The organism is Arcicella aurantiaca (assembly GCF_003148625.1).
Lineage (GTDB): Bacteria > Bacteroidota > Bacteroidia > Cytophagales > Spirosomataceae > Arcicella > Arcicella aurantiaca.
On the sequence record NZ_QGGO01000014.1, the window covers coordinates 92,282 to 117,209 of the forward strand.

Sequence of the window (24,928 nt, forward strand, 5' to 3'; positions counted from 1 at the left end):
CCTTTTAAAATATAATGACTAAATTTTCAAGCAAAATAACTTTGGGATTATCCTTACTTTCAACGGTAGGATATTCCCAAGCCATAAAAGAGTTCAAATTAATTACGCTCGACCCAGGGCATTTTCATGCGGCATTGGTTCAGAAAAATATGTACCCAGAAGTTAATCCGCAGGTACACGTTTACGCCCCTGCGGGTGCAGATGTCAATTTTCATTTAGACAGAATCAACTCCTACAATAGCCGAAAAGAGCAACCAACAAATTGGCAAGAAAAAGTTTATACTGGTAGCGATTATTTTCAAAAAATGTTAGCAGAAAAGGCAGGAAACATTGTCGTGATAGCTGGCAATAATCGCATCAAAGCTGACTATTTGGAAAAATCAGTAAATGCAGGATTTAACGTTTTGGCAGATAAACCTATGATTATCAATGGGAAGGATTTTGAAAAATTGAAAAAAACATTCAAAGATGCTGCTCAGAAAAAGGTTTTATTGTACGATATTATGACAGAACGTTATGAAATTAGCACCATGCTTCAACGTGAATTTTCATTACTATCTGCTGTGTTTGGAAAACTTGAAAAAGGAACTTTAGAAAATCCTGCCGTTACGAAAGAAAGTGTTCACCATTTCTATAAATATGTTTCAGGGAGTGTTCTCACTCGTCCATCATGGTTTATGGATGTGAATCAACAAGGCGAAGGAATTGTCGATGTTACTACTCACTTAGTAGATTTAATTCAATGGGAATGTTTCCCGAACCAAGTAATTGATTATCAAAAAGATATTAAAATAGACGAAGCCCACCATTGGACGACAGACATGACTTTAAGTCAGTTTAAGAGTATCACAAAAACGCAAAATTTCCCTGATTATTTAAAGAAAGATGTTGTGAAGGATACTTTGTTAAAAGTATTTTCAAACGGAGAAATTAACTATCAATTAAAAGGAGTTCATGCAAAAGCATCAGTAATTTGGTCGTTTAAAGCACCAGAAGGCGGAGGTGACACGCATTATTCAATTATGCGTGGTACAAAAGCAAATTTGGTAATTCGTCAAGGAAAGGAGCAAAACTATAAGCCAACATTGTACATCGAACCGATTGCTAATTCTCAACAATATGAAAATGAGTTAATGCAAAATTTAAAACTCATTCAAGCGAAGTTCCAAGGTATTGAATTAAAGAAAAACGAGAAAGGTTGGGAAGTAGAAATCCCCGAAAAATACAAAGAAGGTCATGAGGCACATTTTGGTAGAGTAACCGAGAAATATTTCGAATATCTCAAGAAAGGTAAATTACCAAGTTGGGAAGTACCAAATATGATTGCCAAATATTACACAACAACTCAAGCCTTAAAAATGGCTCAAAAAGGAAAAAAATAACATGGAAAATAATCGTAGAAATTTCTTAAAAAACAGTTTAACAGGTGCGGCAGGAATTGTACTTTCTCCAAGTATTATTCAAGATATTTCGGCAAAATCGACACAAATTGAAGTACCCAATATTATCAAAAATATTGCTCCAAGAATTAAATTTTCAGTAATTGGTATCAATCACTCCCATATTTATGGAATGGTAGAAGCCGTTAGTCGTGGTGGTGGTGAGTTAGTGGCTGTTTATGCGAAAGAAGCTGATTTATTAGCAAATTTTGTTAAGAAATATCCTCAAGTAAAACAGGTCAAAGATGAAAAAGAAATTTTGGAAGATAATTCAATTCAATTGATTTTAACTTCTGGAATTGCCAGTAAAAGAGCTCAATTAGGTATTAGAGCCATGAAAAACGGAAAAGACTTTTTATCAGACAAACCTGGCATTACCACACTTGAAGATTTGGCAGAAGTTAGAAAAGTACAAAAAGCTACCAAACGTATTTATTCAATTATGTTCAGTGAGCGTTTTGAAAACAAAGCGACTGTGAGAGCAGGTGAGTTGGTAAAAGCAGGAGCCATTGGTAAAGTTGTACAAACTATTGGTATGGGTCCTCATAAAATGAATACGAAGAGTCGTCCAGAATGGTTTTTTGATAAAAATAAATTTGGTGGAATTATCACAGATATTGGTTCTCACCAATGCGACCAATTTTTATTCTTTACAGGTTCAACAAAGGCAGAAGTTGTTTCTTCACAAATTGGCAATGTAAATCACCCAGAATTTCCTCTTTTTGAAGACTTTGGCGACTTGATGTTGAGAGGTGATAAAGGAACAGGTTATATCAGAGTTGACTGGTTTACACCTGATGGACTAAAAACTTGGGGCGATGGTAGATTAACAATTTTGGGAACAGAAGGCTATATTGAAATTCGTAAAAATATAGATATTGCCAATCGTGATAATGGAAGTAATCTTTATTTGGTGAATAACAAAGAAACCAAATATATTGATTGTAATGGAGACACTTTACCTTTTGGTGGGCAATTAGTAGATGATATTGTGAATAGAACTGAAACTGCGATGACGCAAGAGCATTGTTTTTTAGCCACTGAATTATCTTTAAAAGCTCAAAAATTTGCTAAAAAATTAGCGTTAAAATAAGAAGAGTTTTCATATCTTAAATACGAAAAACCAACTCATAAAAGTTGGTTTTTCGTATTTAAACAGCATAACTTTTACTTATAAGCATCAATAGTCTGTATTGTTCCGTCGGGGTTATATTTCAATTCTGTCACTTTTACATTTCGTAAATGTGTTTGACCAGACAATTGAACATCGTGATAAAACAAATACCATTTTCCATCTTTTTCGATAATAGAATGGTGATTTGTCCAACCTTGAACAGGTTTTAGAACTACCCCTTTATAAGTAAAAGGTCCATACGGATTGTCGCCAATGGCATAACAAATATTATGTGTGTCGCCCGTAGAATATGAAAAATAATATTTACCATTGTATTTGTGTACCCATGCCGCTTCAAAAAAACGTTTATCATTATTCGCTTCTTTAAATAAATTTCCCTTATCATCTACAATTTTTACTTCTTTCACTCCCTCCACAAAATGTTTCATATCGTGCGACAGTTTGGCAATTCTGGGCAAATGAGCCAATTCTTCCTTCTTTGCTCCTTCTGCGTTGGCTTGATATTGATTGTCTTTCCATCTTTGTAATTGTCCTCCAGAAATTCCTCCAAAATAAATATAATAGCTTCCATCTGAATCTTTAAAAACGGCTGGGTCAATACTATAACTTCCTTCAATTGGCAACGACTCAGCTTTAAACGGTCCTACTGGATTTTTACTACTTGCTACGCCAATTCTAAAAATATCATCTTTATCTTTTACAGGAAAATACAAATAGTATGTTCCTTTTTTGAAAGTTGCATCAGGAGCCCAAAGCTGGCGTTTTGCCCAAGGAATATCCTTAATTGACAAAGCAACGCCATTATCTTTCACTTTCCCTCCAATTTTATCCATCGACAAAACACGAAAATCTTTCATATCGAAATGATTACCGTCTGCATCAGCTTTTACACCCGACTCAATATCATGTGATGGATACACATAAATTTTCCCATTGAAAACATGGGCAGATGGGTCAGCAGTAAAAATATGGCTTACCAAAGGTTGTGAAATTGGTTTTCTACCTTCTTGCTGAGCGTTTAGGCTTAGCGGTAATATTATTGATAAAAGAGATAAACAAGTTTGTTTCATTGAAACTGGGTATTAAGTTTTAAGAAATAAGAACTCAACAGGCATTATTTTAGAATCCAATAGAATTTCCACCATCAACAGGCAAAGATGCACCCGTAATATAAGCTGCGGCTTCTGAAGCTAAAAAAACGGCTGCCCAACCAATATCGGCAGGTTTACCAAACTTTGCCATTGGAGTACGATTTAAGGCACGATTCATACGGTCAGGGTCGCTTCCCATAGCAGTTTTCATCATACTTGTTTCGATAAATCCTGGGGCGATAGCGTTAATTCTCACATTAAATTTTGAAAACTCAGAAGCCAAGACTTTTACCATTCCCTCCACACCCGACTTTGAAGCGGCATAAGCCACCACACGGTCGATACCATAATATGCCGCCATTGAAGAAATCATTAAAATTGACCCACTCTGACGAGCAACCATTCCTTTGGCAACGGCACGTGTCAAGGTGAAAACCGCACTTAAATTTGTATGAATAATTCGATTAAAATCTTCATCGGTAACTTCTAATGCAGGTTTTTTCATGTTAATTCCAGCATTATTTACCAAAATATCAATTGTTCCAAATCGGCTTTCAATTTCAGTAACTAAGCCTTCTAATTTATCTAATTCGGTTACATCATTCACAACATAATGAGCGTTTTTACCCAATTTATCAGTTGCTTCCTTTAAAGCAAATTCTCTTCTTCCTGTAATGACAACAGTAGCCCCCGAAGCGACCATACATTCTGCAATGTCGAAACCTATACCGCTACCACCACCTGTAATTAAAGCAATTTTTCCATTTAATGAAAAAATATTAGCAAAAATTGAGTTATTATTTTCTATTGAATCCACGTTATTTCTAATGTTATTTATGTTTATTTTTAATATTTTGATACCTGTATTTTGGTTAATTGTTATTGGTTAATTGGTTATTGGTTATTGGGAATTAGTTAATTGGTTATTGGTATTCGTGAGCTGGGAATATATTTAAACCTTGCTAATCATTATTTAATCCTTGCTAATCATTATCATTGTCAATTCCTTTAACTATACTTTTTAGTATGTGGATATATATAACCAGTAACCAATTCCCAATTAACCAGTAACCAATTAACCAGTAACCTATTCCCAATTAACCAGTAACCTATTCCCAATTAACCAGTAACCTATTCCCAATTAACCAGTAACCAATTCCCAATTAACCAGTAACCTATTCCCAATTAACCAGTAACCTATTCCCAATTAACCAGTAACCAATTCCCAATTAACCAATAACCAATTCACCAGTAACCAATAACTTATTTCAATTGATAAATTTCTACGATTTTTTTCATTTCTTCCAAAGTTCTTGTTGGTTTCACAAAAGGCGTTGGAATGGGTTGCTTTGAATGCGTTTGAAAATATAAAACACAAGCATCACGCCAATTTAAGGCTTCACGGTGTTGTGCAGCTAACCTTCCTTTAACATCTTCAAAAATTTCTTCGTCAACATTTCCTTTTACCTTCAACCAATCATTTTGAAGTTTTTCAACCTCCGTAACACCTGTGTAATAACGGGTGCATAATTCGTCCCAAAGGGTTTTTCCCGTAGAAAGTTTTTGATTCCAAGAAACATGATGAAACCATAACAAATACTTCAAATCACAAGTTTGAGGATTATTCCACTGATTTTGAACGTCTTTTGAGTACAATCCCAAAGCATTACTTCCATTGGCAGTACGGTCAAAACCAATACCCACAGAATCAGCACGATGGTAATAAATGGCAGTCCAATCTGGTCTTGCACTTTTTTCTAACCAAGGCTCCATTCCAAAATGGATATTCTGTCCCATGATGTGATGTAAACCCAACGGATTGGTAAAATTCACATAAGTTTCTCTGGAAGTTAAAAGCATATTACGAATGATTTTCTGAGAATTTGCTTCTTTGGTAAGCGTCATTTTCGTCCATTCTTCAGCAATTTGCTCTGGTGAAATCTCATGATTCCAAGCCAAACGCCCATATCCATACCAATTAGCTTGCGACATAAAATGCCCTGTCCAATTTCTATCAGAACCTGTATTGGCAACCCCAGCAATAGCCGTTAAGGGATAATCATGTACTGAACCGTCCACAACTTTGGCAACCGTCGAGCCTTTGCCATTGACGTAAGTATCTGATTCTAAGACTTCTTTAAAAAGTGATGGTAAGAAAACCAGATTAGTAGAAAAACCTAAATACTCCTGAGTAATTTGAAACTCCATCGCTAAAGGTGTTTTGGGCATTGCCCCAAAAAGCGGATGGAATGGCTCACGTGGCATAAAATCTATGGGACCATTCTTAACTTGTACGATAACATTTTTCGCAAACTGACCGTCCAAAGGCTTAAATTCGTTGAAAGCCTCCTTGTATCTATCTCCTTTCGGATTTGGGCCATACACAAATGCACGCCAAATGACCAAACCATTAAACGGTTTTACCGCCTCCGCCAACATATTGGCTCCATCTGCGTGAGTTCTACCAAATTCTTGTGGGCCGGGTTCTCCTTCTGAATTTGCCTTTACCAAAAAACCTCCAAAATCAGGAATAAAGCTATAAACTTCTTTCGCTTTATCATTCCACCATTTTTTTACTTCGGGTTCAAGCGGGTCAGAATTTTTTAGTTTTCCTAAAATTTTCGGTGAGGCAAAATTTATAGACAAAAAAACTTGAATGCCATACGGACGAAAAACGTCTGCCAAAGCTTTTACTTTTTCTAAATATTCTTTCGTCAAAAATCTCGCACTGGCATTTACATTGTTCAAAACTACTGCGTTGATACCAATTGAGGCATTGGCACGAGCGTATTCTACGTAACGTGGGTCTATGTTTTCGGGTAATTCGTACCACTTCCACAAGGAAGAACCCGCATAGCCACGCTCGATTGTTCCTAAAACATTATCCCAATGATTTAACATTCGGAGTTGGATTTTCGGAGAACTTGAAAGGTTGATTGAAGCAATGGAGTTTTCTGTCTGAATTTGTCTCAATAATTCAAACGAACCATATAAAATACCCTTATCTGTTTGTGCAGAAATGACAATATTACCATTTTTTGCAACTATTTTAAAACCCTCTTTTGGAAGAGCATTATCTTTCTGAAAAACAATTCCTCCCGAAGTTTTTACCGTTTTAGTAATTGTCGCTCCTACCAATCCAGACAAGCCTTTTTTCAATTCTTTTTCGGCAGTTTGTATAATTGGGCTTATCGGAAACTGAACATCAATAAAATCACTAAAGCGTTTATATTCAGCGACTTTAGTATTATTTTTCAATAAATCATATTTCAACCATAGTTTATAACCATCGTCAGCTTTAACGTGAAAAGATAAAATTGACAAAAATAAAATGATTCCTTTCTTGAGCATATTCTTAATTATTTGATGATTCTTCCAAACTACGGATTATTCCTAATTCTAAACCTCTTAACTCCGCTAAACCTTTCAAACGCCCAATGGCAGAATATCCGGGGTAAGTATTTTTTTTCAAATCATCCATCATTTGATGTCCGTGGTCTGGTCGCATCGGGATTGAAAAATTCGATTTTCCATTTTGTTTTCGTCTATTTTCTTCCAAAACCAACTCTTTGATAACCGCATACATATCCACGTCGCCAGTCAAATGGTCAGCTTCATGAAAATTAAGAGGATTTTCTTCTCGCTTGGTACTTCTTAAATGGATAAAATGAATTCTATTACCAAATCGTCTGATTATTTGCGGTAAATTATTATCCTCACGGACACCCAAAGAACCTGTACAAAAAGTTATTCCATTGGCGGGATGATTATAAGCTTCCATCAGTTGTGCCAAATCGTTTTCGGTACTGACCACTCTTGGCAAGCCCAATAAAGGCTTCGGTGGGTCATCGGGGTGAATACACAGATTTATACCTAATTCTTGTGCAGTTGGAGCTATTTGTTGAATAAAATAGTATAAATTTTGTCTTAATTCAGCGTCTCCAATATGCTTATAATTATCTAAAAGTCCTTGAAATTTATCTAATTCAAAAGCCTCTTCAGAACCTGGTAAACCCAATAATGCCGTATTCTTTAAAGTTTCAATTTCGGCTTGTGCCATAGAGTCAAATTTCTTTTTTGCAGAAACTTGTACCTCCTCGGTATAATCATTTTGAGCATTTGGTCTTTTGAGAATGTACAAATCAAAAATGGCAAAATCTTCCCAAACAAAACGTAAAGCCAATGAACCATCGGGCATTTGGTAATTCAAATTCGTCCGTGACCAATCTAAAACAGGCATGAAATTATAACAAACCGTTTTAATGCCACATTTGGCTAAATTTTTAAGCGATTCTTTATAATTAGCAATATATTTTTCACGACTCGGAAGTCCTTTTTTAATATCTTCATGAACGGGTAAACTTTCAACCACATCCCAAGTCAATGGCGTAAATTGCTCATTATCAGCCTGAATAATATTAATTCTTTCTAAAATGTTTTCTTCATACCAAACTTCACCAACAGGAATTTGATGCAATGCACTTATCACTCCTGTACAACCTGCCTGACGAATATCCATTAATGAAACGGGGTCGTTTGGTCCAAACCAACGCATTGTTTGTATCATATTTTTTTGTTTAAAAACATCAAAATTCAGTATCAATAATTACTGAAATCTAATGAATAATTATCTACCCATGAAATCTAAAAATGGCAAATCTATCACTATTCTCATTTTGAATGTAAATATCAACCTACTTTTCATTTTTTGCAACCGATTGCATGAAATAATGTTAATATTTAGGATTATGAAAACTTTTCATTTGGTAAATAAAATATAGTGACTTCAAGAAAATAGGAGTAATTCGATTATTTATCTTAAATTTGGTTTTAAGATAAAACTATTTTTACCATTTTTTAGGCAATTAATTTTATACACATGAGTAAAGAAATCACCATTTATGACATTGCCAATTCTCTAAAAATTTCCCCTGCAACCGTAAGTAGAGCGTTAAATAATCATGATGCTATTAGTACGAATACCAAAGCATTAATTCATGCCAAAGCTGAAGAAATGGGCTATCGCTCAAATAAATTTGCCAGTAATTTACGGAAACAAAAAACCAATACGATAGGCGTAATCGTACCAAGATTAAACAGTACTTTGATGTCCACAATATTAGCAGGAATGGAGAAAGTAGCCAATGAAGCAGGTTATAACTTATTGATAACACAATCTTTAGAGTCATTCAAGAAAGAAATTTCCAATGTAAAAACCATGTTCAATAGTAGAGTGGATGGGTTGATGGTTTCGGTATCGTATGATACTGAAGGCTACGAACATTTTAGGTCTTTTATTGACAAAAATATTCCCCTTATTTTCTTTGACCGAACACTTGATAAGTCTGAATGTTTAAACATTGTAATTGATAATATTAAGGGAGGCTACGATGCAACAAAACACTTATTGGAACAAGGTTGTAAAAATATCATTCACGTAACTGGGAATTTAAAACGTAATGTTTATGCTGACCGTATGAGGGGATACCAACAAGCTCTTGCAGAATTTGGAGTTCCTTTTAAACAACATAATATCTTCGAGACAGACCTTACAACTGAAGCAGGAAGAAAGGTTGTTCAAGCAATTAAACTTTCCGAAGAAAAAATTGATGGGGTATTTGTTACTAATGATTTTTGTGCGGTAACGTGTATGGGCATGCTCAAAAAAATGGGATATTCTATTCCCAAAGATATTGCTGTTGTAGGCTTTAACAATGACCCTTTGACAGAAATCATTACTCCTTCCCTCTCAACGGTCTATTATCCCGGAAAGGAAATGGGTGAAATTGCAGCAAAGAGCATGATTAACCATTTGAACGGACTTATGGATATTGGTCATACCAATTATATAGTTCTGAAATCCGAATTAATTGTTAGAGATTCTTCTTCAAGATTGCCTAAAAATTAGCAAAAAATTGGAGTACAATTAAAGTACAAAAACCCTATGGTAAAAATTACCAAATAGGGTTTTGTATTTCAATCAAATTATAAGTAAGTACAAGGACGATTTAAGAATTACGATTTACGATTATCATAAGCTTGATTATCAATGGTTTGTGAGATTTTAAAATATCGTTTTATTTTGTCTCATTACTTAATCGTGCAAAATTAAACTATATTTAAAACTTCATAAGTCACTGATAATTAAGCATATAAAACCACTAAATCCTAACCCCTAAATCCCAACACCTACTTGTTTTGTCATATTCTCTTAAAACTACAAAACAAGAAATTTTGCTCTGTATCAAATGGCGTTACATGATTTTCATGGAAACATTTTATTTTACTAAAATTAGTAGATAATGTGTTTTCTAAATCAGCTTCAGAATATTGTTTGATTTCCAGTCCACTACACTTTTGGGGACCATTTTCAGAAAATGTTCCAATAGTCATAAATTTTGACACAGCAGCACTGGCAGTTCGCACATATTTTTCAATTTCCTGAGTGGTTGTTAAAAAATGAAATGCTGCTCTATCATGCCAAACATCATATTTTTCCAATGGCTCAAAATCATTAATATCTGAAACAATCCACTTTACTTTTTGAGCTTTTTCACCCAATCGCTTTTTAGCACGTTCCAAAGCATTTTCAGAAATATCTAAAACTGAAATATTTTCATAACCTTCCGCTAATAGAAAATCAACTAATTTACCATCACCTCCACCAATGTCAATGATTTGGGCAGTTTTGGGCAATTGATAGCTTTTTATTAAGTCAATGGAAGTTTTTGGAATGTCTTGCGTCCAACTTACTTCATGAGATTGTTTTGTTGTAAAAACAGTTTCCCAATGTGCTTTTAATGAATTTTCCATAATCAATGAGGTAGTTTATTTCTTAAATATCCATAAGTCCAAGTACCTGCCAAAGCACTTAAAAATGTCACAAAAACTGCTAAAAAGCCACTCCCGATTTGTGCGAATAATGGACCGGGACAAGCCCCTGTAATTGCCCACCCAAGTCCAAAAATTAAGCCCCCATAAATTTGTCCTTTGTTGAAAGTCTTGTCGTGCAAAACCACTTTTTCACCATCTAAGGTTTTGATATTCAATTTCTTAATCAAAAAAACTAAAATCATTCCTACCACAACCGCTGTGCCAATTACACCGTACATAAAGAACGACTGCAAACGAAACATTTCTTGGATTCTGAACCATGAAATGATTTCGGCTTTTACGAAAACAATTCCGAAAATTGTTCCAACTATCGCATATTTCAGATTTGACGTAAAACTTTCTGATTTAACCTGTTCATTGGGTGCTTCGCATTCAATGGGGTGTTCTATTTGTGTATTTTTCATGTTAAAACAATTTAAAAATTAATGGTAAAAAAAAGTTGGTCATCATAAAGCCACCAATCATAAAACAACAAGTAGCAATGATTGAAGGAACTTGCAAGTTGGAAATTCCCATAATGGCATGACCCGAAGTACAACCTCCTGCGTAGCGTGTTCCAAAACCGACCATAAAACCACCAATCACAAAGAATATTAGTCCTTTTATGGTAAAAATATTCTCTACACTAAATAAATCTTGTGGCATTAAATGATTAAAATCTGTAATGCCAAGAGCTTTTAAATCTTGTACTGTGGCAGGATTGACCACAATTGGATTAGGATTTGACAAAAAATTGGTTGCGATAAATCCGCCTAAAAGGACTCCAAAAACAAAAAATAAATTCCATGCTTCTTTCTTCCAATCGTATTTAAAAAAAGGAATATTGGCAGGTAAACAAGCCGCACAGATATGACGTAAACTTGATGAAATTCCGAATGATTTATTACCAATCAGTAATAAAGTTGGCACAGTAAGCCCAATAAGGACGCCTGCAAAAGCCCAGTGCCAAGGCTGACGAATTAATTCTAACATATTTTGTGGGGATTTTTAATTGGTTATTGGGTATTGGTTAATTGGTTATTGGTTATTGGTTAATTGGTTATTGGTTAATTGGCTAATTGGTTATTGGTTAATTGGTTAATTGGTTATTGGGTATTGGTTAATTGGTTAATTGGTTATTGGGTATTGGGTATGGATATGGGGTATAATTCACTATTCACTATTCACTATTCACTATTCACTATTCACTATTCACTATTCACTATTCTCTATTCTCTATTCTCTATTCTCTATCCACTATCCACTATCCACTATCCACTATTCTCTATCAACTATTCTCTATCCACTATTCTCTATCCACTATTCTCTATCCACTATTCTCTATCCACTATTCTCTATCAACTATTCTCTATCAACTATTCTCTATCAACTATTCTCTATTTCATTTTTGATTGACAAACAAAATCCGTTTTGGGAATATCAGTTTTAGCAATTTGAGCAAAACCGCCTGCTACATCAACAATATTATCAAAACCTCTTGCTTTTAAAATGGAACACGCAATCATTGAACGATAACCTCCTGCACAATGAATATAATTGGGTTCTGATTTAGAAAATTCTACCATATTCTTGCTCAAATTCGCTAAGGGAATATTCATGGCTTCCTCTATGTGTTCTGCCATATATTCAGTTGGTTTACGAACGTCTTTTACCATCAATTTCCCTTCTGATTCTTTAAACTTTAACGCAAAATCTTCCGCAGAAATAGATTGGATTATGTCTATTTCTTTGCCAGCTTCAACCCATGATTGGAAACCATCTTCTAAATATCCAATGACATTATCATAACCCACTCTCGATAAACGAGTAATGGCTTCGTTCAAATTGTCATCTTCAACAACAAGTAAAAGTGGTTGTTTAATATCAGTGACCAAAGTACCAACCCAAGGAGCAAAATCGCCAGAAATGCCAATATTTATTGAGTTTGGAATAAAACCTTCTTTGAAAATATCTGCCTTGCGAGTATCAATAATTAAAGCTCCTGTTTCGTTAGCAGCGGCTTCAAAAGCTTGTACAGAAAGTGGTTGTGCATCTTTTAATACTAACGATAAATCTTTTGCCCCCGATTTATTCATCATTACATTTTGTGGGAAATAATACGGCGGAGGCACTAATTCTAAGCCATCTGTTACTTCCTTGATAAATTCTTCACGAGACATATTGGCACGTAAAGCGTAATTGAACATTTTTTGGTTGCCAAGCGTATCAAAAGTTTCTTTACTCATATTTTTACCACAAGCAGAACCCGCTCCGTGTGCAGGATAAACCAACACGTCATTCGCCAAAGTCATTACTTTATTACGAAGAGAATCAAATAAATAGCCCGCTAAGTCATAAATAGTTAAATCAGATTTTTGTGCTAAATCTGGACGACCAACATCACCAATAAAAAGTGTATCGCCTGAGAACAAAGCATAATCTTTTCCATTTTCATCAATTAATAAAAAACACGAAGATTCCATTGTGTGTCCAGGTGTATGCAAAACTTTAATTTTCACTTTTCCTACTTCCAAAACTTGTCCGTCGGTAGCAATAATAGCCTCAAAACTTGGTTTGGCAGTCGGTCCAAAAACAATGGGGGCATTCGTTTTCTTTGATAATTCAACATGACCCGAAACAAAATCTGCATGGAAGTGCGTTTCAAGAATATATTTAATTTTAGAACCTTGTTTCTCAGCTTTATCCAAATAAGGTTGTACTTCACGAAGTGGGTCAATAATTACACTCTCACCTTCTGACTCAATATAATACGCTCCCTGAGCTAAACAACCTGTATAAATTTGTTCGATTACCATTTTTTAATTTTTGTTAATGATTTCTTTTAGATTTCTATCGTGATTTTCAACAATCACATATTGCAATTACAATTTTCAATACATTTTATCAACTTGATAACTTCTTTCTCTTTTAGCCAATAATAGACATTCAAGCCCTCTTTTGTTGAACCTAAAATCCCTTTCAATTTTAGATTTATCAAGTGATGCGACATCAGAGATTGTTCACATTTCAAAGCATTACAAATTTCTAAAACGCCCATTTTTTCGTTCACATTCAACAACTCAAGAATGGCGAGACGAACAGGATGAGCAACAGCTTTTAAAATGTAAGCTGCTTTATTTAGACGCTCTTCACTTATTTCAGTAGTAGTCATTTTGGTCTTGTTTTAAATAACTAAACAAATATATGACAATATTTTCATATATAACTAAATGGGCTTTCACCAAGTTCCATCATAAGGAAAAAAATATTGATTATTTTTTCTAAATAATTATAAAAAAGCCTTTCAGAATTATTTTAAGGCATTTTTTGACATAAAAAACAATACATGAAAATATTATCATATATTTGTATTAAAATTCAGAAACAATAAATGACCGCAAAGCAAACTTATATTTCAGCCTTATGTTTTTCTTTCATTCCTGGAATAATTAATATTTTAGGTTTGAAATTATTTGGCGTAGTTTTAACAAATGTGACAGGACATTACAGTGGCTTAGTTCAACAAATTGGCGTAGAAATATGGCATGACTCCTTCCGAATTTTAGGATATATTGTTACTTATTGGTTAGGCTCTGTCTTTGCATCAACTTGCTTTATTTTGGGCAATAGAAGAGAAAAATCAATTATAAAAGCAATTCCTACCTTAATTAATTTGGGTTTGATGCTATTTACAATTTTTACAGGCACATTACCAATAACATTATTTTTCTTGGCTACGAGCATACAAAATTCATTTGGAGCCAATCATAGTAAAAATGAAATCAGACCTTCGCAAATAACAGGGGTGGTGATGGCTTCGGGATTGGATTTTGCCAAATATTTCTTTTCAGACGCTACAAAAGCAATAAAGAAGACGATTAGGTCTTCTTTCATTACTAAAACATTAAATATTTTGGGCTTTGTTTTGGGAGGAATAACGGCTTTTTATTTTACCAGTATTTCAATTTTGTGGATTCCTGTAATTTTTTACTCGGTCGTTTCTATCTTAATTATTAAACAAAAACTTTAGTTTTTTCCAAAAACAGATTTCCAAATTACCTCATAAACGTCTGTTGCTTGAATATCGCCCTCTCCTATTTTTTCATCTGAAATTAGAATTGGATAATATTCTTTAGCAGCTAAAGTTCCACCATGTGAACCTTTTATCAAAGTAGCATCTAAAGGAATTACGTCCATTAAATATCTGAAACCTAATAATTTACGAGCCAATTTGTATCCTGCACGAAGTTTGATAAATGGATTTTTCGGATTCATAAACATTTCAACAGGGTCATAACCCGGTTTTCGGTGAATATCCACTAATCTCGCATAATCTGGTGCTTTCGCATCATCAAACCAATAATAATACGTAAACCATGAATCAGCTTCTGCCATTACTACTAAATCTCCTGAGCGTTCGTGATTAAGATTATATTCTTTTTTTCCTTCTTCGTCTAAAACCAAAGCAATGCCTGCGGTATTTTCTAAAATAGTTTTAACTCGTTGTTTTTCAGACAAATCATTAAAATAAATATGTGCAATTTGATGGTCTGCCGTAGCAAAAACCTTTGAAGCACCTGCATCTAAAAGTTCTAAACCTTGTTCAATACGAACGGAAATCAAACTGTTTTCTCGTAAAATTCTATTAATATGAACAGGACGATTTACGTTATTGATACCATATTCAGAAAGTAAAATAATCTTGGCATTTTTACTTTGATAATGTTTTACCAAATCCTCCACCAATTTATCGACTTCCCCTAATTCTTTACTAATTTTTGAAAAATCAACGCCAAATTTCTGTAAACAATAATCTAAATGAGGCAAATAAATGAGCGACAAAGTGGGGTCTTCAGCTTTATCAACCCAAATTGAAGCATCTGCAATCCATTTTGAAGATTTAATATTGGCATTGGGTCCCCAAAAACTAAACAATGGAAATGTACCTAATTCGGCTTGTAATTTATCTCGTAAATCTGCTGGATATGAATAACAATCAGGAGCTTTAACGCCATCTGCGTGATACTGCGGACGTGGCGTAACGCTAAAATCAGCCGAAGAATACATATTATACCACCAAAACATTTTGGAACAAGTAAACTTAGGATTCTGTTTTTTTGCGGCTTCCCAAATTTTTTCTGCTTTTACCAATTTGTTAGATTGTTTCCAAAATTTCACTTCACTTTCATCACGGTCGTACCAACCATTTCCTACAATTCCGTGAGTATCAGCATTTTTCCCTGTCACATAACAACTTTGAGCAGTTGTGGTAACGGCAGGAAAAACTGGTTTTATATGTGTTAATTGATGTTCTGCAAGATATTTTTGTATAAATGGTGTATGTTCACCAATGACACTGGTACTTAGCCCGACAATATCTATAACTACTGTTTTTTGCATAATAGTTGATGAGTGTGTACCACAGACTTTAGTCTGTAAGTTAAGTTTTATTGTGTTTCAGACTAAAGTCTGAGTTACTTCAAAATGCTTTGAACCCAAGCAATTTCACGGATAATCGACTCATTTAAAGGCACTTGAACTTCTGAAGGTAAAACGCCCCAAGTATAAGTTTCTATTTCTAAATGATTGGTAAATGGTTGTGCTTTTTGGATAGCTAAGGTTTTTATAATTTCAGACTGTGTTGAGTCTAATAATCCATAAGTATCCAAAAACAAAGGCACGTGAAAATGTACTCGCCATTGGGTATATTTCCCTTCTTCAAAACCATCAATGGCTTGTTTCAAATCTGGGAATTTATCATATTTTCCATCTGAACGAAGAGCCACAACTTGATGCAAATAAGTTGGTTCGTCATATTGGGCAATTGCTTGTAATTTCGCTTGTGCATCACTTGTGAAATCGACTTTTATAGCAGAACTAATCTGAATTTTACCCACTTTAATTCCTAACTCATTTAATTTATCAATGGCTGGTTGTGGTTCTTCGTAACTCACGCCAAAATGACAAATATCGTAGCATAATTGAATGTGCGTATGAATAATTTCAATGGCTTTTTCTTCCGAAATCGACTTTTGAGCAAAATGTTCAATTGCCATCGGAATTAAGGTATTTTGGTACCAATCCAGAAATTCGGCAGAGTTTTCTAAAATTCCATCGGGTTCGGGTTCAATATCCAAATGAAGAATTTTACCTGTATCCTGTGCAATCAAAAGCAATTCATCCACCACAGTAAGCATATTTTGCGTAGCCGTTTGAATAGCCTCCGTCAAAGCCGTTTCATCTTTCCACCAAAAACGATACGATAATGGAGAAGTAGAAATTCCACCTTCAGTCAAGTGGTTTGGCAATAATCTTGACAATAATTGGAACATTCTTATGGTATAGGCAACACGTTCATCACTCGTCCAATCGGGAGCGTGAACTTGGTCTTTTACGACTACGTCATGAAATCCACCATACGGAAAACCATTCATTGTAAAGACGTAGCAATCTTTTTCAGTCAACCAATTTTGGAATAATTCAAAATTTTTAGGGTCGAATAAGTCAATACTTGCCAAGTTTGCTAATCTCAAACCGATTCCCATTGGAGCATCAGGAGAGACTTTCGCCTTGATATTAGGGATATTTTCTTGCAAAACAGCAAAATGATGTTGCCAGTCTTCGCCAGTATGAATGTTACTACAATAAGTTAAATGTCCAAAGGGAGTTTGCATGGTTTCTGAAGAACCCTTCCGAGGGTTTGTAATATTATTTGAAGGGAGATTTTCAAAAAAACGCACCATAATTGACTTGGGCAAACCTCCCGAAAGTTTTAAAACTTTCGGGAAGTTCAGCGTCGAATGATACTTTTAATCTTAAAATTTCCCTAAACTACGAGATTTTCAAAATATCAACAGATTGTTTCATTAATTCAAAGTCGATTTCGTGAACTTCTACGCCTTTTCCAAGTGCTACTAAAAGGGTAATTGTCAATTCTCCACCTAAATGTTCTTGAAATTCTTGAAGTCCTTTCCAAAGATTTATTTTATCATTTTCTGCCAATGCAGGATGATAAATTTCAAAGCCTAAAGTTTTTAATAATGTGATGATTCGAGCGAGTTCATCGGCAGTAATTTGTTCTTTTAAATGCGAATAAACTGAATCAAGGGCAATTCCAATGGCTACGGCTTCTCCATGACGAATTTCAAAATTGGTTAAATATTCCAATTTATGAGCCGCCCAATGTCCAAAATCTAAGGGTCGGGCAGAACCTAATTCAAAAGGGTCGCCACTTGAAATATGCTGAACGTGTAACTCCGCACTTCTAAAAATTTGATGAAACATCACTGCTTCATCACGTTTTGCCATTGCCTCTGCATTCCCTTCCAACCACTCAAAAAAAGCTAAATCTTTAATCAAAGCCACTTTTATCGCTTCTGAAATACCAGAACGCCAATCTCTATCACTGAGTGTTCGCAAGAAATTGGAATCATTAAATACTGCAATTGGGGGTGCAAATGTGCCTAAAAAGTTCTTTTTCCCGAAGTAGTTTACGCCATTTTTTACGCCAACACCTGAATCATTTTGCGACAAAACGGTACTTGGAATTCTGATATGTTTTACTCCACGATGGGCAATGGCAGAAGCATAACCTGTAACATCTAAAAATGCTCCTCCACCAATGGCAGCCACAAACGAATGACGGTCAATACCATGTTTGTCAATGGCTTGTAAAATAGTTTCTAAAACTTGTGGGTCATTTTTTACTTTTTCGCCACCTTCAAAAACTAAAATCTCAGGTACTAAAGTTAAAGCATCTTGATTAGCGAAATAGTTTTTAATGGCTTCGGGTAAATATTCGTGGTTTTCAGCTACTCCTGCATCTACTAAAAACAATATCTTCTTGCGGAAATTGGCATTGCCAAAATTTTTCAAAAAGTTGATAAAAGTCTCATTTTCAAGTGAAAACATATTTTCCGTAAAAATAACATTATACGTAAATGGCACTTGAAATGATTGTTGTATTTGAGTCATTGTTGAATTTTATATTAGGGATTAGGATTTAGGGGTTAGTGGTTAGTATTTCGAATTTTCTACAATAGAATGTCTAAAATAGTTACAGAAAACTAAAACCAGAAACCTAAAACCTTTACTAAGTTACCGCAAAAAGTTTTGCGATTTTAATGGACAAAGGTAATAATAACAAAACCATAATTGCCACAAGATAGTTACCAGAAACACTTACCCAAGCCGCATCCATCACGATTAACGCAAGTACGCCCGCTTTTACAGCCTTGCCAATATTTGCCCCAATTGGATTTTGAATAGCCGTAAATAGCGGTTTGAAAATAAGATAAATGTGTAAAAGCACAAAAGGAAGTGTTATGAGAACATTCCCGAATTGATAAGACAAAGCTATTTGTGAAATACTCACAATGCTATAAAGAAAGCCAGCAAAATATAAAATTGATTTACTTCCTCCGTGAACTTCTCCCCTACTAATCATGGTAATGGCAGCAATGTACAAAACAGGAAAAATACCAATCCACCACCAATCTTGAAAGGACGACATGATGACACTCATACCCAAAAGCAAATTGCCTCCCCGACAAAGCCCCATATTGATTGGTCCTAAAAAAGCATGATGTTTTCCAAATTTATCATAAACTAACGCTAAAATGGCTACTACAATGGCGATTACCATGCTATTGAAACTTACTAAAAAGGCACAAAACACGCCTAAAATCAACAAAATACTACCTAAAAGTGTAGCATTTTGTTTGGAAACTTTCCCACTTGGAATTGCTCTTTCGGGGCGTTCAATAGCATCTAATTCAGCATCAAAAACGTCATTAAAAACAACGCCTCCACCATATAAACCAACCGTTGAAAGACTTAGTAAAAGTATAGTTTGAAGTGATAAAGCATCTGTCGAAAACACAAATTTTGCAATTGAAAGACCTGCCATAATATCCGCAATAGCCGTAATCAAATTGGCTGGTCGCATCAGTTGTAAGTAATATTTCATTTCTTAATTTCTTATCGAATCACAATCGCATCTTTGTCGATTCTTGGTTGTTGTCCTCCTCTTAAAATAGTATTTCCGTTGAATTTTTGCGTTTGGTCAATCACCACAGGTTCTTCAAAATCTGCCACATTTATTTGTCCACTTTGGGCAAAAGCATCAATGGCATTTTGGTAAGTTACCAAACGAATATCTTCATCTGAAATTCCTTTCAATTTCATCAAAGCAGCCGTTTTCGGAATGGCTAATGGGTCGCTAATGCCCCAATCTGCGGCAGAATTAATCATTATTCTCTCTGAACCGTACTGTTTTACCACTTCCACCATGCGTTCATTACCCATTTTGGTAAATGGATAAATCGTGAAAGCTGCATAAAATCCTTGGTCAAGTACCGACTTTACGGTTTCTTCATTATTATGGTCGATGATAACCATTTTAGGGTCGATTCCATGTTCCAAAGCAATTGCCATACTGCGTTCTGTTCCTTTCTTTTTATCACGATGTGGCGTGTGAACTTGCACAGGCAAACTCATTTCTTTGGCTAATTCTAACTGCAAGCGGTAGTATTTTTCTTCGGCAGCCGTTTGGTCGTCAAAACCAATTTCACCAACGCCCACAACGCCTTCTTTCATCAAATACAATGGCAATATTTCCATTACTTGCTCCGCCAATGCTTCATTATTAGCTTCACGAGAATTTAATCCGATAGTGCAATAATGTTTAATACCAAATTGCGAAGAACGGAAACGTTCCCAACCTACCAAACTACTGTAATAATCTTTAAAAGTAGCCAAACCTGTACGTGGCTGACCCAACCAAAAAGCAGGTTCAATAATTGCCACAACACCTGCATCTGCCAACGCCTGATAGTCGTCGGTAGTACGGGAAGTCATGTGGATATGCGGGTCAAAAAACTTCATGTCCGCAATTAAATCCTTGTAATTACTAAATTCAGTATTGGAAGAAATTATATTGGCTTGCGATTCTTCAAAATGTGAAGGATTCTGCTTTATTTCATCGTGATTAAGACACATTGTAATGATTATTTTATTTTAAAAGAAATAGCAATTTTGCGAATAACGAACATTCCAACAAAAAGCATTTCATGATTATTTAAACCTTCGTAGATTTCTACCAAACACGTTTTAACGAAAGTTCAAAGATGATATTTTTTGCAATAATTTATGACCTTATTTATGATTGTTGGGTCAGTTTAGCATATTTGAGATAGTAACTTTACGAAAGTTTTAAAACTCAAAGAATTTCCAGTTTCAACTCGGATAAGAAACTTCTCGAAAGTTTTAGAACTTTCGAGAAGTTGTCCTCAAACAGAAAAAATCACGAAAAACTGAGAAAAATAAAAACTTCTAATACGTTCGTGAATAAATCACTAACTCACAATTCACTCATTCAAAACTGAACTACCCATAACAAATAGCTGATTGATTTTCTAAATATTCCCAAGACAACATTTCTGGATTTATCGCTAATGAATATTTATTTAGTAAATCTTTCGCTTCAGAATTTGTCGTTTGGGAACAAACTAAAGTGGCAGCAATTTGATTTTGAAGGTCATTTGAAAGAAATAAACTTTCTAAATCTTTAATAATAATTTCATTTAAAAAATTAGTTACCAAACGCCAAACTTGTGATGGAATTCTTCGTCCTGCCGCCCAACGTTCATGGGCAAAATCTGAAAGTGTATCAGCTAAATGTTGATTAGCTCGTGAATCCAATCCAATAATTTGATGAATTGGTTTCTCATTGAAAATACACTTCAAAACCAATTGATTCCATGCTAATTCAGAAAAGTATTTTACGGGATAAACATTATTGAAAGCAATTGAATCAAAAATATCTCCTACGTTTGAACGAACCGCATCAGTTGCTCTTAAAAGCCATTTTTCTGGGTTTTGAAACAATGGTAAAGCTGAATAAAGAGCAATAGATTCGTGGATTTCGGCAGTATCAAAAAGCATATTTATTTGTTCTTCAAAACCTTCTGGATTCATTTCCTCTAATTTCAATAACAAATAAACTCTCACCAAGCGGTCAAATGTCCAATTTTGGGTTTGATTTCCTTCAATTTCAAAACTTATCAATCGTTTCCCAATAAATCTTGGAGCTGATACAAATGCCAATTGGGTAGATTTTGCATTGCTTATTTTTTCATTGAGCCAAGCAAGTTCTTTTTCGTTGGCGTTCTCCTGTATAATTTCAAATATTTTATCTAAAGTCCTTACCATTTTCAATAATTCTTGATATTTCCCCAAAGATAAAGCCAAGAAATCAATAATTCTTTATGAATGATTAACTAACTAATATGACTTTTCTCATTTAGGTCGCTGAGATTTTGTTACAATTATTCCTACAATAATCTAATTAAACACAGATAAAGAATGGGATAAAATATCGTAATTTCGGGTCAATTAAAATCCAATGACTCTCAAAATCAAAACTATGTTCAAAAAATCCCAACTCTTTATTTCCTTAATTGCCTTCACTTGTACCAATTATTTTGTGCAAGCCCAGCAAAATGTTACCATTCCGATTGAAACCGCTAAAAATTCATTAGTCTTACAAACTGATAAGGATAATCGTTTAGGAATTGTTCATTTTGGAAAAAAATTACTTAAAACTTCCGACAATGCCCTTATCTCGCAAGAGTTGCGTTACAATGACTCAAACGCAGGAATTTATAACTCTCCGTACACGCCAAGCGGAACTTGGAATTTGGTAGAACCTGCCATTCAAATAACGCACGCAGATGGAAATTCGTCTTTGGAATTAAAATATGTGAGTCATCAAACCATAAAAATCGATGATAACGTAACGCAAACCAATATTTTATTGAAAGACCCCAATTATCCTGTTGAAGTAACGCTTTGTTATAAAGTTTATGCCAAAGAAAATGTAATTGAGCAATGGAGTTTAATAAAACATCAGGAGAAAAAGAACATTTTGATGCAAAAATATGCTTCGGCAAATATGTATTTCTCGGCTGATAATTACGTGTTACATCATTATCATGGTGGTTGGGCTGAAGAAATGAAAACCGAAGAAACCCTTTTGACAGCAGGGATTAAAACTTTGGATTCAAAATTAGGAACAAGAGCCAATTTATTTCAACCACCAACTTTTATGCTTTCATTCGACCGTCAGGCTACTGAAGATGAAGGTAAGGTAATGTTAGGAACGTTAGCTTGGTCAGGTAATTTCAAAATTGATTTTGAAGTTGATTCTTATCATAATTTAAGATTATTGGCAGGTATTAACCCTCACGCTTCTGAATATTCTCTTGCTCCAAATCAAGAATTTAAAACACCGTCATTTATTTCTACTTTTTCAGATAATGGAAAAGGCGAAGCCAGTAGAAATATGCACAATTGGGCAAGAAAATATCGAATTTTAGACGGTGAAGGTTCAAGATTAACACTTTTAAACAACTGGGAAGCCACTTATTTCGACTTTGATGAACAAAAATTAACAGGTTTATTTAAAGATGGTAAAAAATTAGGCGTTGATTTATTTTTATTAGATGATGGTTGGTTTGCCAATAAATATCCAAGAAATGGCGATGTGGCAGGTTTGGGAGATTGGCAAGAAAACCGCAAAAAATTACCGAATGGCATTGGTTATTTAATGAAAGAAGCTACCAAAGCAGGGATAAAATTTGGTATTTGGGTAGAACCAGAAATGGTAAATCCAAAATCAGAATTGTATGAACAACACAAAGATTGGGTAATTCGTGAGCCTGAACGACCAGAACATTATTTCAGAAATCAATTACCACTTGATTTGTCGAACCCAGAAGTTCAAGATTTTGTATTCGGGGTTTTGGATAATTTATTCACCAAAAATCCAGATTTAGCCTTCATTAAGTGGGATTGTAACGCCGTAACTTATAATGCACATTCTATGTATTTGCAAAAACAAGGTTTGCCACAAACGCATTTGTACGTTGAATATGTAAAAGGTTTATACAAAGTTTTGGAAAGAATTAGAACTAAATTTCCAAAAGTACCAATGATGCTTTGCTCAGGCGGAGGCGGACGTGTGGACTACGAAGCATTAAAATATTTTACAGAATTTTGGTTGAGCGACAATACCGACCCAATAGAAAGAATTTTTATTCAATGGGAAAACTCCTATTTTTATCCTGCCATTGCTCATTGTAACCACATTACAGATTGGAGTAAAGTAGGCTTAAAATTCAGAACTGATGTTGCCATGATGGGCAAAATGGGCTACGATATTGTGGTTAGTCAATTGACGGAGAAAGAGCTTGAATTTAGTCAGAAAGCTTTAGAAAATTACAAAAGAATTAACCCTGTTATTTGGAAAGGCAATCTTTATCGTTTGCAAAACCCTTGGGAAAAACCATTTGCATCGGTCAATTTTTGTAATGAAAATCAAGACCACGCAGTGATGTTTAATTATCTGACAACCAATAGATTTGACACAGGTTATAATCCAATGCCAATCAAATTAAAAGGATTATCGCCAACTAAAAAATATAGTGTTAAAGAAATTAATCTTTTCCCAGGAACAACATCAACCCTAAAAGCGGACTTAGTTTACACAGGAGATTATTTGATGACCATTGGCATCAATCCAGAATTGAGCGGACGTAGAAGTAGTGTAATTTTAGAGTTTACAGAAGTGAAATAAAATATTTGTCTGAACTATGATTTTTGAGATTTAATGATATTAGGATTTTCAAAAAAACAATCTTAAAATCAGGGAATCAAACAAATCATAGTTCAGATAAGATTAATAACACAAATTGAACTATGATTTATAGGATTTAAGGATAATAAGATTTTCAAAAAACAATCTTAAAATCTCTCAATCAAATAAATCATAGTTCAGATTAAAATCATTCAATCAAACAAATCATAGTTCAGATTAAATATTTGACAGATTAGTATTTTATCTTTAATTTTATAAATCCTACGAAAATCTTTAACGCTTTATCGAATTATGCAACTTTCGCTCGTTTCTGAAATGCCCGAATTAGAAAAGAAAATATTCTTGGATATTTATGCCAAGGTGTATTTCGATACTCGCAGAAATCGTCCAAGATTAAAAACACTTGAAGGGCAAACCATTCCATGCGATTTAAAAATTGGTTGTCCTGCCAAAATGATTTCGGATTTTCCAGAAGGCACAATTTATAAATTAGATGCACGTTTAATTCAGAAAAACGGAAGACGACCCTACTTTCTCACCATCAACAAAAACAAGGTACAACGTGCTATTGAATTTTTCGACCATAATTTACAAGTTCAAAAAGGCTTAAAACTTGAACAAAAAGCCAAGAAAATTACGTTTGAAAAAATCAAAAAAGCCAAAGAACCTACCAAAATTTTAGAAGAAATTTCGATTTTTTGAGTTCTCGAAAGTTTATGAGTTCATAGTGAAT

At 34.4% G+C, this 24,928-nt stretch carries 21 protein-coding genes; 6 read left to right on the forward strand and 15 right to left on the reverse strand.

Features of this window, described 5'->3' with window-relative positions; translation table 11 throughout:
* Positions 1-14 precede the first annotated feature (14 nt).
* Together LV89_RS14080 and LV89_RS14085 are read left to right on the forward strand one after the other, a co-directional pair.
* Positions 15-1,382, forward strand: a complete 1,368-nt coding sequence (locus tag LV89_RS14080) for a putative oxidoreductase C-terminal domain-containing protein (protein ID WP_109743547.1) — start codon at positions 15-17, stop codon at positions 1,380-1,382.
* Between the two features lies 1 nt (position 1,383).
* Entirely contained in the window at positions 1,384-2,532 is a 1,149-nt protein-coding gene (locus LV89_RS14085) for a Gfo/Idh/MocA family protein (RefSeq protein ID WP_109743548.1), read from the forward strand.
* 74 nt (positions 2,533-2,606) lie between these two features.
* Here LV89_RS14085 and LV89_RS14090 read toward each other — a convergent pair whose 3' ends face one another.
* The 4 genes from LV89_RS14090 to uxuA form a co-directional block, all read right to left on the reverse strand.
* Complete coding sequence (locus tag LV89_RS14090) at positions 2,607-3,644, reverse strand: glycoside hydrolase family 43 protein (protein WP_109743549.1); 1,038 nt, start codon at positions 3,642-3,644, stop codon at positions 2,607-2,609.
* Positions 3,645-3,693: 49 nt separating this feature from the next.
* Entirely contained in the window at positions 3,694-4,482 is a 789-nt protein-coding gene (locus LV89_RS14095) for an SDR family NAD(P)-dependent oxidoreductase (protein ID WP_229201520.1), read from the reverse strand.
* Positions 4,483-4,928: 446 nt separating this feature from the next.
* The gene (locus LV89_RS14100; protein ID WP_109743550.1) at positions 4,929-7,016 is read right to left on the reverse strand and encodes an alpha-glucuronidase family glycosyl hydrolase; all 2,088 of its coding nucleotides are present in this window, start codon (positions 7,014-7,016) and stop codon (positions 4,929-4,931) included.
* A gap of 4 nt (positions 7,017-7,020) precedes the next feature.
* A complete protein-coding gene (gene uxuA, locus LV89_RS14105) occupies positions 7,021-8,232 on the reverse strand; it encodes a mannonate dehydratase (RefSeq protein WP_229201521.1) in 1,212 nt (403 codons plus the stop codon).
* Between the two features lie 312 nt (positions 8,233-8,544).
* Between uxuA and LV89_RS14110 the strand changes: the two genes are divergently transcribed.
* A complete protein-coding gene (locus LV89_RS14110; protein ID WP_109743552.1) occupies positions 8,545-9,573 on the forward strand; it encodes a LacI family DNA-binding transcriptional regulator in 1,029 nt (342 codons plus the stop codon).
* Between the two features lie 293 nt (positions 9,574-9,866).
* Here the strand turns inward: LV89_RS14110 and LV89_RS14115 are convergent, their stop codons facing one another.
* The 5 genes from LV89_RS14115 to LV89_RS14140 all read right to left on the reverse strand — a co-directional run bounded on the left by LV89_RS14115 (position 9,867) and on the right by LV89_RS14140 (position 13,710).
* Positions 9,867-10,478 (reverse strand): class I SAM-dependent methyltransferase, encoded by a 612-nt coding sequence (locus LV89_RS14115; protein WP_109743553.1) that lies wholly within the window; start codon positions 10,476-10,478, stop codon positions 9,867-9,869.
* Between the two features lie 2 nt (positions 10,479-10,480).
* Entirely contained in the window at positions 10,481-10,963 is a 483-nt protein-coding gene (locus LV89_RS14120; RefSeq protein ID WP_109743554.1) for a YeeE/YedE family protein, read from the reverse strand.
* Position 10,964: 1 nt separating this feature from the next.
* The gene (locus LV89_RS14125; protein ID WP_109743555.1) at positions 10,965-11,531 is read right to left on the reverse strand and encodes a YeeE/YedE family protein; all 567 of its coding nucleotides are present in this window, start codon (positions 11,529-11,531) and stop codon (positions 10,965-10,967) included.
* A 404-nt stretch (positions 11,532-11,935) separates the two neighbouring features.
* On the reverse strand, positions 11,936-13,354 hold the full coding sequence (locus tag LV89_RS14135) for an MBL fold metallo-hydrolase (RefSeq protein ID WP_109743557.1): 1,419 nt from the start codon (positions 13,352-13,354) through the stop codon (positions 11,936-11,938).
* A 53-nt stretch (positions 13,355-13,407) separates the two neighbouring features.
* On the reverse strand, positions 13,408-13,710 hold the full coding sequence (locus tag LV89_RS14140) for an ArsR/SmtB family transcription factor (RefSeq protein WP_109743558.1): 303 nt from the start codon (positions 13,708-13,710) through the stop codon (positions 13,408-13,410).
* A gap of 219 nt (positions 13,711-13,929) precedes the next feature.
* On the opposite strand from LV89_RS14140, the gene LV89_RS14145 reads away from it, so the two are divergent.
* Positions 13,930-14,568 (forward strand): DUF1275 family protein, encoded by a 639-nt coding sequence (locus tag LV89_RS14145; protein ID WP_109743559.1) that lies wholly within the window; start codon positions 13,930-13,932, stop codon positions 14,566-14,568.
* On the opposite strand, the gene LV89_RS14150 is transcribed toward LV89_RS14145, so the two are convergent.
* The 6 genes from LV89_RS14150 to LV89_RS14175 all read right to left on the reverse strand — a co-directional run bounded on the left by LV89_RS14150 (position 14,565) and on the right by LV89_RS14175 (position 21,788).
* A complete protein-coding gene (locus LV89_RS14150) occupies positions 14,565-15,938 on the reverse strand; it encodes an alkaline phosphatase family protein (RefSeq protein ID WP_109743560.1) in 1,374 nt (457 codons plus the stop codon). The two genes, LV89_RS14145 and LV89_RS14150, sit on opposite strands and share 4 nt — an antisense overlap.
* Before the next feature lie 74 nt (positions 15,939-16,012).
* On the reverse strand, positions 16,013-17,212 hold the full coding sequence (gene eboE, locus LV89_RS14155; protein WP_109743598.1) for a metabolite traffic protein EboE: 1,200 nt from the start codon (positions 17,210-17,212) through the stop codon (positions 16,013-16,015).
* A 157-nt stretch (positions 17,213-17,369) separates the two neighbouring features.
* The gene (locus tag LV89_RS14160) at positions 17,370-18,512 is read right to left on the reverse strand and encodes a 3-dehydroquinate synthase (RefSeq protein ID WP_109743561.1); all 1,143 of its coding nucleotides are present in this window, start codon (positions 18,510-18,512) and stop codon (positions 17,370-17,372) included.
* A gap of 118 nt (positions 18,513-18,630) precedes the next feature.
* On the reverse strand, positions 18,631-19,506 hold the full coding sequence (gene eboC, locus LV89_RS14165) for a UbiA-like protein EboC (RefSeq protein ID WP_109743562.1): 876 nt from the start codon (positions 19,504-19,506) through the stop codon (positions 18,631-18,633).
* Between the two features lie 11 nt (positions 19,507-19,517).
* On the reverse strand, positions 19,518-20,537 hold the full coding sequence (locus LV89_RS14170) for a TatD family hydrolase (protein ID WP_109743563.1): 1,020 nt from the start codon (positions 20,535-20,537) through the stop codon (positions 19,518-19,520).
* Positions 20,538-20,924: 387 nt separating this feature from the next.
* Positions 20,925-21,788 (reverse strand): EboA domain-containing protein, encoded by an 864-nt coding sequence (locus LV89_RS14175; protein WP_229201522.1) that lies wholly within the window; start codon positions 21,786-21,788, stop codon positions 20,925-20,927.
* A gap of 175 nt (positions 21,789-21,963) precedes the next feature.
* Between LV89_RS14175 and LV89_RS14180 the strand changes: the two genes are divergently transcribed.
* Both LV89_RS14180 and LV89_RS14185 read left to right on the forward strand, forming a co-directional pair.
* On the forward strand, positions 21,964-24,174 hold the full coding sequence (locus LV89_RS14180) for an alpha-galactosidase (protein ID WP_109743600.1): 2,211 nt from the start codon (positions 21,964-21,966) through the stop codon (positions 24,172-24,174).
* A 312-nt stretch (positions 24,175-24,486) separates the two neighbouring features.
* Positions 24,487-24,897 carry a hypothetical protein gene (locus LV89_RS14185; RefSeq protein WP_211321207.1) on the forward strand — a complete coding sequence of 137 codons (411 nt, stop codon included), beginning with the start codon at positions 24,487-24,489 and terminating at the stop codon, positions 24,895-24,897.
* Positions 24,898-24,928: the final 31 nt, after the last annotated feature.